Here is a 9999-nt window from a genome sequence, read left to right on the forward strand (position 1 = left end):
ACCTGGCCGAGGCGAGCGGCGGCGGCACAGAAGATTGGTTTGCCGTAATCGGCGCTCGAATCGCATTCTGATGCTGAAGGGCCATGGGAAACCCATGGCCTTTTTTCGTCTATGATTTGATGTAACTCAAATCCACCGAAAGCATGTGTCCATTTTCAGTCGCAGTTCAGGTTGAAGTGTTTTGATACAGGGAGAAGTCATCAGGAAGAGAGGTGTCACCCCATGACCAAAGCACACAAAGCAACCAACCAGGAGCAGTTTTTGTTGCGCCGAAAAATGACCGTCAAGGGGCTTGGAGAGGATCAGTGGGAGGGGCTCATCCACGATCTGAATCACCACCCATGCGTTGATTTCGCCGAGCGTAAGCCAAATGGCACATTGCAGGTGACGTACGATGGAACCCACTGGTCCGTCGATGAATTACTGGAACTGATCAAGGCTTACGGTGGCCGATTGAAAACCGGATGGTGGACCCGGCGCAAACTGGCCTGGTACCGGTTTACCGACGACAACGTCCGGGCAAATGCCAAGCATGAGCCGTTCTGCTGTTCCAAGATTCCACCCATGAAAAAATAAAGGAGATTGAATGAGCAGGGAGGAAGATCGAAGCACTCGCTACCAGGAAGGTAGTCTCACTCTGCCAGGGACGGTGATGCTGGGTACCGGCGTCATGATTGGCGCCGGTATTTTTGCTCTGACCGGGCAGATGGCCCAGATGACCGGTGTGCTATTCCCGCTGGCCTTTCTCGCTGCAGCGGTGATTGTGAGCTTCAGCGCCTATTCCTACATCAAGATCTCCAATACCTACCCGTCCGCCGGCGGTATCGGCATGTACCTGCACAAGGCCTACGGAAACCGGCTGCCAACGGCTTTCAACGCCCTGTTGATGTATTTTTCCATGGTGATCGCCCAGAGCTTCCTGGCCCGCACCTTTGGCTCTTACACCATGCAACTATTCGGAGGGGACGAAAGCGGCCGTATGGTGCCCATTCTGGGGGTGGCATTAATCCTCGTGGCTTTCGTGATCAACCTGCTCGGCAATCGGATGATTCAGGGGGTGGCTTCCTTTATCGGGATCCTGAAAATCGGCGGCATACTGATTTTCGGTCTGGTCGGGATCTGGATTGCCGACTCAGTCTCGGTTGATTTTTCGGAGCCCGGTGAAGCCGGAGCGCTGGGCAACTTCCTGGGCGCAACCGCACTGGGGATTCTGGCGTTCAAAGGCTTTACGACCATCACCAACAGTGGTTCGGAAGTAATAGACCCAAAGCGAAACGTCGGGCGCGCCATCGTGATTTCCATTGCCGCCTGCGTGGTGATCTACACGCTGGTGGGCTTCGCGGTCGCCAGTAATTTGTCACTGGCTGAAATTATCGAAACGCAGGATTACTCCCTCGCTGCTGCTGCGCGTCCCGCTCTCGGCGATTACGGTGTCTGGTTTACTGTCGCCATTGCCATGATGGCCACGGCGGGAGGAATTCTGGCCAGTGTCTTTGCTGTGTCCCGCATGTTGGCCATGCTGACGGAGATGAAACTGGTTCCTCATCGGCATTTCGGGATGCCCGGCAGCATTCAGAAACACACACTGGTGTATACCGTTGTCCTGGGTCTGATTCTGACCGCCTTCTTTGACCTGTCACGCATTGCTGCGTTGGGTATCGTGTTTTATCTGATTATGGACATTGCCATTCACTGGGGTGTGCTCCGTTATCTACGCAAAGACATTAAGGCCAACACCTGGGTGCCAGCAACAGCCATTTTGTTGGATCTTTTGGCGCTGGGCGGCTTCGTCTGGGTAAAGCTTAATACGGACCCGTTCGTCATCGGCGTGGCAGTGGTCACCATGATTGTGCTTGCAGTCTCCGAGCAGATTTTCCTGAAAAGATCACCGGAATCGGCGCAAGCGAAACAGGAAGAGAGTCATGCGCATCATCATTAATCTGAATCAGGAAGAGAGGCTATTGCCATGATGGGAGATAACATGTTCGGGAATACCATGTGGGCAGGCCACTGGCTGTGGATGCTGGTGATTGCCATTGTGGTGGTCATTCCGGCTTGGCGTATTTGCCAGCGCACCGGGTATCCGGGGTGGATGGGTGTGCTGATATTGATCCCCATCGTCAATCTGGTTCTGCTGTATTTTATTGCATTTGCAGACTGGCCCGCCGACAAAACAGGAGATCGCAATGGCTGAGCACCATCACGCCCATGACCACGATCACCACACCGATAAAGAACCTGGCGAGCACACCGCCAAGGATCCGGTTTGCGGCATGGCAGTGGATCCGCATACCGCGGAACACCGCAGCCAGCATGGCGGTAAAACCTGGTACTTCTGCTCGTCGCGTTGCCAGTCCAAATTCGACGAGGACCCTGAGCAGTACCTCGATTGGGAAAAGAAACAGCAAGAGCCGGTAGCGCCGGGCACTATGTATACCTGTCCCATGCACCCCGAGATTCGGCAGCAAGGGCCAGGGGACTGCCCAATCTGCGGCATGGCCCTAGAGCCCGAGCAGGTAAGCCTGGACGACGGGCCTTCGGAAGAACTCAAAGACATGACCCGCCGATTCTGGATCGGCCTGGTGCTGGCCCTGCCTGTACTGGTACTGGAGATGGGTGGGCACCTCACCGGACTCGATCACATTATAGCCCCGCAGATGTCCAACTGGATTCAACTGGTGCTGGCAACGCCTGTGGTGCTCTGGTGCGGTTGGCCCTTCTTCGTCCGGGGTTGGAAATCCGTGGTTAGCCGTAACTTGAACATGTTTACGCTCATTGCCATTGGTACCGGCGTCGCGCTGATCTACAGCCTGGTGGCGACCCTGGCGCCGCAGATCTTCCCAGGCGCCTTCCGGCAGGAAGACGGGTCGGTCGCCGTCTACTTCGAGGCGGCTGCTGTCATCGTGGTGCTGGTGCTGCTGGGGCAGGTGCTGGAATTGCGCGCCAGAGAGAAAACCTCTGGTGCCATCAAGGCCCTGCTGGATCTGGCACCGGCGACGGCCAGAAAACTGGACGACGATGGCAGCGAATCCGATGTGTCGCTTGATCAGGTCAAGGTCGGTGACCGCTTGCGGGTACGTCCGGGAGACAAGGTGCCGTTGGACGGCGAGGTGCTTGAAGGCAGCTCCAACGTGGATGAATCCATGGTGACCGGTGAGCCTTTGGCAGTCAGCAAAAAATCCGGCGACCAGGTGATCGGCGGCAGTATCAACCAGCAGGGCAGCTTTATCATGCGGGCCGACAAGGTTGGCCGTGACACCATGCTGTCCCAGATTGTCCAGATGGTGGCCAGCGCCCAGCGTAGCCGCGCACCGATCCAGGGGCTGGCTGACAAGGTAGCAGGCTGGTTTGTGCCGGCAGTTATTGTGATTGCTATTGTCGCCTTTATTGCTTGGTCCTTCTTTGGACCCGCACCGCCTATGGCGTTCGGGCTGATTGCAGCGGTCAGTGTTCTGATCATTGCCTGCCCTTGCGCACTTGGCTTGGCGACGCCCATGTCCATCATGGTGGGTGTCGGACGCGGTGCTCAAAGTGGCGTTCTGATTCGCGATGCGGAAGCCTTGGAGCGTATGGAGAAGGTGGACACCGTGGTGGTGGATAAAACCGGCACGCTGACAGAGGGCAAGCCGCAAGTCACCCGGCTTGTCGCGGCCAACGGGTTCGATGACAGTAGTCTCATGCGTTATGCAGGCGGCCTGGAGAAAGGCAGTGAGCACCCACTGGCTCACGCCATACTCGATAAAGCCAAGGGCATGGACCTGAAGCTTCCGGATGCGGAAGACTTTGACTCTCCGAATGGTAAAGGGGTTACCGGTCGAATAGACGGCAAGCGGGTGCTACTTGGTAACCGCCTTCTCATGGAGTCGGAAAATGTCGACACCACGCGATTTGACGGCGACGCCGACCAGCTCCGAAAAGATGGTGCTACCGTGATTTTTGCTGCTGTCGACGGAAACGTCGCAGGGTTGCTGGCGATTGCCGATCCGGTCAAGGAAACCACCGAAGCCGCTATTTCCGCGCTGCAAAAAGACGGCATCCGGGTGGTCATGCTGACCGGCGATAACCGCACTTCAGCTGAAGCAGTTGCCCGAAAACTGCATATCGACGAAGTGGAAGCGGAAGTCCTGCCGGAAGATAAGGGCAAGATCGTCCAGCGCCTGAAAGACGAAGGCCGTGTTGTCGTGATGGCGGGTGACGGCGTAAACGATGCGCCTGCACTGGCAACGGCGGATGTCGGTGTGGCCATGGGCACCGGGACCGATGTCGCCATCGAAAGCGCCGGCATTACCCTGCTACGCGGGGACCTGATGGGTATTGTCGAGGCGCGCCGTTTGTCTCTGGCGACCATGCGCAATATCCGTCAGAACCTGTTTTTCGCCTTCGTTTACAACTCCGCCGGTGTTCCGATAGCGGCAGGGGTTTTGTACCCGTTTTTCGGGATACTGCTGTCGCCCATTTTTGCAGCGGCCGCCATGTCGCTGTCCTCGGTCAGCGTGATCGTGAATGCGCTGCGTTTGAGGGTGGTGAAACTCGGGTCAAAGCAATGAACTTCTGAATCATTGGAGGTAGCTATGTCATACACGATCGATCGAGTTATCAAAGATGTCGATTTCGAGGACGTGGACAGAAGAGCGCGTCAGGCCCTCACTGATCACGGGTTCGGTGTGCTGACAGAAATTGATGTCAAAGCCACCATGAAGAAAAAGCTGGACAAGGATATGTTGGCCTATCGGATTCTCGGGGCCTGCAATCCTGGCATGGCCTGGGAAGCCATCGGTGTGGAGCCTCGCGTGGGTGCCATGCTGCCTTGCAACGTTATTCTTCGTGAGGTTTCGGAGGGCATTGAGGTAAGTGCAGTGGATCCATTGGCTTCCATGAGCGCCATCGATAATGACGAGCTCAAGCAGGTTGCCGGGAAGGTCAGGGATATGCTCTCTGAGGTTGTGGAATCGATCTGAAGCCGGTAGAGGCGTCGATTTGCTGCAGTGCCTGCGGTTTGCAATGGATTAGCGAATTAGCCAGGCGAGCGCATAGCCCAACTGAACACTGGAAATGCAAATAGGACTCCTCATTTGACGACGGGATACCTATTTGATGTCAGTCATATTATGGAGAAGAAAAAAGGAAAAAAGGAAAAAAGATATGGATATAAAGACTTTTGGACAACTGATCGACTGGACGCGCGATCTGCACTCACATCTGGCGAGCTGTCTGTCCCATTGCGCAACAAAGCACGAGGAAGAACGGGCCCGTGCGCTTTTGGATTATCTGGCAGCTCATGAATCGGAAATAGAGCGGATCGTGAACGAGTTTGAGCACCAAGGGGATAAGAAGGCACTGGAAACTCGGGTGTACGACTACCTGTCCCATAATCCGATCAAAACTCATCGAACCTGCGACGAGCCTTACGCGAAGCTTGATTTTGATGGTATCTGCCGGGAAGTGTTCGACTTTCATGATCAGATTATTGATCTCTACAAAACGCTGATTGGAAAAGCCGAAATTCCAGAAGCAAAAGAGCTGTTCGAATCTCTTTTGGCGATGGAGGAAAATGAGTCGATGAGACTGGCTCGTCAGGTTGGCCGAATGCAGGATCTATGAGATTCGAGCACTTTTGCTGACGGCTTAATCCCTTTGAATGTTTCCAATTGAGGCTCACCTTCACACCTCAAAGACGGGCGCAAAGCCACCTCCCGGCGTTCGAAAGTTGGTGGCCTGGCCCTGGTACACACGGGCAGCGGCAAGCAGATGTTGCCCGGCATAGGTGTACAAACGGATATCGACCTTTCTGGTGGTGACCGTGCCATCCACTCTCAGGGTGCGTTCTCCGGCGGGAACGAAGTTCTGCGCGATGTAATCACCCTTCAGGATCTCTTCGAAAACGCGGCGGGTTAGTTTTTCGCCCCGATAGACGCCCTTGCTGCCATGGCCCGCTACCGGTTTGAAAAACAGTTTACGCCGGTTGCTCCACAACTCCGCCTCATCACTTGCTGAAACCAGCCGGGTCTTCGGTACAGCTCTATCCAGAAATCCTGCCTCGGTTTCACTCAGGCCCCAGTCGCGCAGGGTTTGGGCATCAGATAGCAGGATCAGGTTCCGTTTGTCGGCCATCAGCGCATGGGCGCGTGGATTGGGCGTGACGACCGCCGCGCCGTCGAGGTAGGCGCGCCTCAGCGCCCCAAGAGCCGGGGCCTCCAAGGCAAAATCCACCAGGCGGTTGTACACCATGTCGATAGGCTTGCCGTGGGCGCTCAGAGCGCCATCAACATACTCAAGCTCCGATGGGTCGAGGATCAAGGTCTCAATGCCTCTGGCCTGGAATAACTGCTGGGCCAGTTGGAATTCCGGGAACATAAACTGGGATTCAGGGGCATCGTCCACAATGGCCAGGCAACCGGGCGTCGAGTCGCCACCTTGCCGTTGCCACTCCTGCTGGAACATGGCAAACACCGCGTCCTCGAACCCATCCAGTGCACGGTTGGTGCCAGCGGTCTGCTGGGACGGGTCACAGCATCGGTGTTGAGCCCGGGCCAATACCGTGTTCAGAAATGCGCCGCCGGCGTTGGTGTTGATTTCGATCAGCTGAGGTCCGTTTTCGCCCAGGTGAAAGTCGTAGCCCATGAAGGCCCCGATGGGGCCTGGGTCAAAACCGGCGATGTCCGGCGCCCAGGACAGAGCTCTTTCCTTATAGGGCGGAAGCTCGGCTGCGAATTCGATCGCCTGAACAATCCGTTTCATCGTCGCGATGTCCGCTTGGGGAACGAAAACCGGTGTGTTTGAAAAGAGATGAAGGAGTTCAGGAGTGGTCGGCAGCTCGTTCCCAATGCCTGAAAACTGCTTCCGGAGGCTGTCAGTGAGCGCTTTTCGGTCAAGAGTGATGCAGTAACACTGCCGGTTGAGCTGGTCGGCGTGGGTTTTGGTTGTTCGCTGGTTTTCCTGGGGCACGTCTTGCATTGGGTGTCCATGGTCATTGTGAATCGTTCCACCTTGATTCTGGTCAAACGAATGCATGTTACGCAACCGTTTTCAGGCCTGTTTCAGCTTGGTGTGGTGGACTGATCGATAATAACCATATCTGAGTTTTCTCAAAAAGGACCCGCTCATGGATCGACGCTTCAAAATCACCTTGGCAATATTTGCCGTTATCGCACTGGTCTTACTCTGGGGAGAACACAAGGTTCATCTGCTTGGCGCTTTGCCTTGGCTGATACTGCTTGCCTGCCCACTGATCCACATCTTTATGCATGGTGGGCACGGCGGACATGGAGGGCATCGCCATCAAGTAGAGCAATCTGGCAAAAGCGGAGAACGGCGTGATGACTAGTGGCACTTCGGATTATGGCCTTTGGAGCCTGGTGGTTTTGAATTCAGCGATTTTCATCTTCTTCGCCTTCAGTTTCTTCAAACCGCAGACCCGCCGGGACTGGCGTTCGTTTAGTGCCTTCAGCGCGTTTCTGGTGGCACTTTTTACCGAGATGTACGGGTTCCCGCTGACACTTTACTTTCTCTCCGGCTGGCTGCAGAGCCAGTATCCCGACGTGAACTGGTTGGCTCACGACAGTGGCCACTTGCTGGAGATGATGTTTGGTTGGAAGGGCTCTCCACACTTTGGGCCGTTTTATCTCATGAGCACGGTGTTTATTGGCCTCGGGTTTTATTTGATTGCGGCTGGCTGGCGTACCCTGTATACCGCACAGAAGGCAGGTCAGTTGGCCACAACCGGCCTGTATGCCCACGTTCGCCACCCCCAGTATTCCGGCTTTGTGCTCATCATGTTCGGTTTTCTGCTGCAATGGCCCACGCTGCTGACGCTGGCCATGTTCCCGGTGCTGGTGTGGATGTACTCACGTTTGTCTATTCATGAGGAGCGTGAAACAGAAAAAACGTTCGGCTCCGATTGGCGGGCCTATGCAGCTAGAACTTCGCGTTTTATTCCGCAATTGAGGAATTTGAGGCGCAAGGAAATCGAGGAACAAGAATGATGCATGTGGTAACTATCTCAGTAGGCGTTCTTGCTGTCGCACTAATCAGCGGCTGCGGTAAACAGACGGTGGATGACCGCTGGTACACACAGGCCCAGGTCGAGCGCGGCGCAGTGGTCTTCGACGACAACTGCGCAAGCTGCCATGGCGGAAATGCCCAAGGCGCTTTCAATTGGAAAAAGACCCTGAAAGATGGCTCCTATCCGCCGCCACCGCTCAACGGAACAGGCCATGCCTGGCACCATTCGTTCGACACGCTGATGGGTACGATCAATCAAGGTGGCGCGCCCATGGGTGGGAAAATGCCGGCCTTCGAAGACGAGCTTTCCAGGGACGATCAAAAAGCCGCTATCGCCTATTTCCAAAGCAAATGGGAAAAGCGGATCTACGAAGCATGGTCTGGAAGGAGTGGGCTCTGATACTCAGTTGTTCAGGCAATAAAATGAAACCGACCCCGATACTTACAGGGTCGGTTCTTATTTCTCTCAACTTATAATCTTCGATTCATGAGTGCTTGTGGCTCATCGTTTCTACATTCTGTTCACTGTGCTGATTGTGTTCGGTATTTATTTTACTTGTATTCTTTTTCGTTCTAGCATGCTCTTTGAAATTTTTTGTAAATCGGATTTCGACCGTTTTGTTCGGATAAGTGCGAGCCTCATTAATACGGTCTGCCAAGCCAGAGTTGGCCGAAGCCATTGTTGAAAAAAAAGCTGCGATTGCTGTGATTACCATTAATTTTTTCATGACCTTTCCCCTTTAACCTTAAAATCAGTTGATTATTTCAGCCTGAGTTCAGGTTCGTATGGTTAGATTGTTAACGTCTCCATGAGTTAACTTGGCCGCAGGATTATCCTGCGGTATTTTTCTCTGCCTTTTCCAGTGCCTTGTGGTAGGCCCGACCCACTTCAGTCGTAATCATTTCCACGCGAGCCTCCATCCCAGGCTCGGACATGCTGTAACGTGTCATCCGCTTGTGTAGGCGTTTCATTTCGTCATTGTTGAGAATGTTTTCTAAGGAGCCCTTACCTTTAGACTGATCATGCGTGGCTTTCATATTTTCATCTGGTGACACGTTGCCAGCAAATGTATATGTTGAGAGAGCAATTGTTGCGGCAAATAAAAGTATGTTCTTCATAATCGGCACCTCCTATTTGGTTGTCGATTATATTTAATCATTGGTTTCTGAAATGGTCCTGAAAAAGAAAAAATAAATATAACTTTAAATTTACAGGTGGTTGGATTAAAAACAGATGGACAGACAAACGTTATAAAGATACGGGTTACGGACTTACCTCGGCACCATGGGCACTATCTTTACGGCGGCGCCTGCATTTTGCTCCGCCAATCACAATGTATGAACTGGCTGTAATTAACTCGGCAGCTCTGGAGGAAAGCTCTGGCTCGAATGTTCGCTTTTGTTTAAACGCCGAAACTGGAAACAGAGTCATTGCAGACAGCTCCCGGAAACCTGAGAGCTAGAAAATTCTGGCTGACCGGGCGGCCTGAACCTTGGAATCCGACTGCTTTACTCGGAGGGCGGCAAGACGAGGGTGTCGCCTTCTTCGATCACTCCCGTGCCGACGTTCTCTCCGTTCCGAAACCATTCAAGTTCATTGCCGCTTATCTGTGCTGAATAACAGCCGAAGTCAGTCCCCGGGTAACAGACACCCTCGGCTCTGATTTCATAATTTCCGCCGCCAAAAGCATCTTTGTAGGTGCCGTCTGCCGCGAAATAGCTTGAATAGACGTCGCTGCCCATACTGCCTTTAAACGTATTGCCGACCAGTGCGACTCTGACCTCGTCAGCGCTGGAGGCGCCAAGCGCGGCCACAGAAAAAACACATGAAACGGTAGTCGTCAAAGCCAAAACGCTGCCCTTGAGAATACGCATACTCAACCCCTGTTGATCGCCAATGTTCAGTTAATTACGGGGCCCCTGACCTGCTCCCCTCTAGCTTAACCGTTTTCAGCTTAGTAATGTTCATCACAGCAGAGGACGATGAACATGAAAAAG

General features: G+C 53.9%; 13 protein-coding genes. 9 read left to right on the forward strand and 4 right to left on the reverse strand.

What is annotated here, in order from left to right; genetic code table 11:
• Nucleotides 1–222 precede the first annotated feature (222 nt).
• The 6 genes from MLC70_RS17690 (at nucleotide 223) to MLC70_RS17715 (ending at nucleotide 5601) form a co-directional block, all read left to right on the forward strand.
• The gene (locus tag MLC70_RS17690; RefSeq protein ID WP_248185737.1) at nucleotides 223–576 is read left to right on the forward strand and encodes a hypothetical protein; all 354 of its coding nucleotides are present in this window, start codon (nucleotides 223–225) and stop codon (nucleotides 574–576) included.
• Between the two features lie 10 nt (nucleotides 577–586).
• Entirely contained in the window at nucleotides 587–1939 is a 1353-nt protein-coding gene (locus MLC70_RS17695; RefSeq protein WP_248185740.1) for an APC family permease, read from the forward strand.
• A gap of 27 nt (nucleotides 1940–1966) precedes the next feature.
• On the forward strand, nucleotides 1967–2194 hold the full coding sequence (locus MLC70_RS17700; RefSeq protein WP_048496390.1) for a DUF805 domain-containing protein: 228 nt from the start codon (nucleotides 1967–1969) through the stop codon (nucleotides 2192–2194).
• Nucleotides 2187–4547 (forward strand): heavy metal translocating P-type ATPase, encoded by a 2361-nt coding sequence (locus MLC70_RS17705; RefSeq protein ID WP_136549235.1) that lies wholly within the window; start codon nucleotides 2187–2189, stop codon nucleotides 4545–4547. Before MLC70_RS17700 ends, MLC70_RS17705 begins: the two co-directional genes overlap by 8 nt.
• Nucleotides 4548–4571: 24 nt before the next feature.
• The gene (locus MLC70_RS17710) at nucleotides 4572–4958 is read left to right on the forward strand and encodes a DUF302 domain-containing protein (protein ID WP_022990673.1); all 387 of its coding nucleotides are present in this window, start codon (nucleotides 4572–4574) and stop codon (nucleotides 4956–4958) included.
• A gap of 184 nt (nucleotides 4959–5142) precedes the next feature.
• Nucleotides 5143–5601, forward strand: a complete 459-nt coding sequence (locus tag MLC70_RS17715) for a hypothetical protein (protein WP_022990672.1) — start codon at nucleotides 5143–5145, stop codon at nucleotides 5599–5601.
• Between the two features lie 60 nt (nucleotides 5602–5661).
• Here MLC70_RS17715 and MLC70_RS17720 read toward each other — a convergent pair whose 3' ends face one another.
• The gene (locus MLC70_RS17720) at nucleotides 5662–6738 is read right to left on the reverse strand and encodes an ATP-grasp domain-containing protein (protein WP_227513976.1); all 1077 of its coding nucleotides are present in this window, start codon (nucleotides 6736–6738) and stop codon (nucleotides 5662–5664) included.
• Nucleotides 6739–7102: 364 nt separating this feature from the next.
• On the opposite strand from MLC70_RS17720, the gene MLC70_RS17725 reads away from it, so the two are divergent.
• The 3 genes from MLC70_RS17725 to MLC70_RS17735 are packed head-to-tail and all read left to right on the forward strand — an operon-like array spanning nucleotide 7103 to nucleotide 8401.
• A complete protein-coding gene (locus MLC70_RS17725; RefSeq protein WP_248185743.1) occupies nucleotides 7103–7324 on the forward strand; it encodes a DUF2933 domain-containing protein in 222 nt (73 codons plus the stop codon).
• A complete protein-coding gene (locus MLC70_RS17730; protein WP_248185746.1) occupies nucleotides 7317–7982 on the forward strand; it encodes an isoprenylcysteine carboxylmethyltransferase family protein in 666 nt (221 codons plus the stop codon). Before MLC70_RS17725 ends, MLC70_RS17730 begins: the two co-directional genes overlap by 8 nt.
• Nucleotides 7979–8401, forward strand: coding sequence for a c-type cytochrome (locus MLC70_RS17735; RefSeq protein WP_248185750.1), 423 nt, complete (start codon nucleotides 7979–7981; stop codon nucleotides 8399–8401). The genes MLC70_RS17730 and MLC70_RS17735 overlap by 4 nt, the downstream gene beginning before the upstream one ends.
• An 85-nt stretch (nucleotides 8402–8486) precedes the next feature.
• Here MLC70_RS17735 and MLC70_RS17740 read toward each other — a convergent pair whose 3' ends face one another.
• The 3 genes from MLC70_RS17740 to MLC70_RS17750 form a co-directional block, all read right to left on the reverse strand.
• Nucleotides 8487–8729 (reverse strand): hypothetical protein, encoded by a 243-nt coding sequence (locus MLC70_RS17740; protein ID WP_248185751.1) that lies wholly within the window; start codon nucleotides 8727–8729, stop codon nucleotides 8487–8489.
• Nucleotides 8730–8832: 103 nt separating this feature from the next.
• On the reverse strand, nucleotides 8833–9120 hold the full coding sequence (locus tag MLC70_RS17745; protein ID WP_248185754.1) for a hypothetical protein: 288 nt from the start codon (nucleotides 9118–9120) through the stop codon (nucleotides 8833–8835).
• Nucleotides 9121–9510: 390 nt separating this feature from the next.
• The gene (locus MLC70_RS17750; protein ID WP_248185757.1) at nucleotides 9511–9876 is read right to left on the reverse strand and encodes a hypothetical protein; all 366 of its coding nucleotides are present in this window, start codon (nucleotides 9874–9876) and stop codon (nucleotides 9511–9513) included.
• Nucleotides 9877–9999 lie beyond the last annotated feature (123 nt).

This window comes from Marinobacter goseongensis (genome assembly GCF_023156235.1).
GTDB classification, from domain to species: Bacteria; Pseudomonadota; Gammaproteobacteria; order Pseudomonadales; family Oleiphilaceae; genus Marinobacter; species Marinobacter goseongensis.

Coding starts and splice junctions, on each gene's coding strand:
- MLC70_RS17740 (WP_248185751.1), bottom strand. CDS start 8,729: ATGAAAAAATTAATGGTAATCACAGCAATCGCAGCTTTTTTTTCAACA.
- MLC70_RS17695 (WP_248185740.1), top strand. CDS start 587: ATGAGCAGGGAGGAAGATCGAAGCACTCGCTACCAGGAAGGTAGTCTC.
- MLC70_RS17690 (WP_248185737.1), top strand. CDS start 223: ATGACCAAAGCACACAAAGCAACCAACCAGGAGCAGTTTTTGTTGCGC.
- MLC70_RS17715 (WP_022990672.1), top strand. CDS start 5,143: ATGGATATAAAGACTTTTGGACAACTGATCGACTGGACGCGCGATCTG.
- MLC70_RS17705 (WP_136549235.1), top strand. CDS start 2,187: ATGGCTGAGCACCATCACGCCCATGACCACGATCACCACACCGATAAA.
- MLC70_RS17750 (WP_248185757.1), bottom strand. CDS start 9,876: ATGCGTATTCTCAAGGGCAGCGTTTTGGCTTTGACGACTACCGTTTCA.
- MLC70_RS17745 (WP_248185754.1), bottom strand. CDS start 9,120: ATGAAGAACATACTTTTATTTGCCGCAACAATTGCTCTCTCAACATAT.
- MLC70_RS17710 (WP_022990673.1), top strand. CDS start 4,572: ATGTCATACACGATCGATCGAGTTATCAAAGATGTCGATTTCGAGGAC.
- MLC70_RS17720 (WP_227513976.1), bottom strand. CDS start 6,738: ATGAAACGGATTGTTCAGGCGATCGAATTCGCAGCCGAGCTTCCGCCC.
- MLC70_RS17730 (WP_248185746.1), top strand. CDS start 7,317: ATGACTAGTGGCACTTCGGATTATGGCCTTTGGAGCCTGGTGGTTTTG.
- MLC70_RS17725 (WP_248185743.1), top strand. CDS start 7,103: ATGGATCGACGCTTCAAAATCACCTTGGCAATATTTGCCGTTATCGCA.
- MLC70_RS17700 (WP_048496390.1), top strand. CDS start 1,967: ATGATGGGAGATAACATGTTCGGGAATACCATGTGGGCAGGCCACTGG.
- MLC70_RS17735 (WP_248185750.1), top strand. CDS start 7,979: ATGATGCATGTGGTAACTATCTCAGTAGGCGTTCTTGCTGTCGCACTA.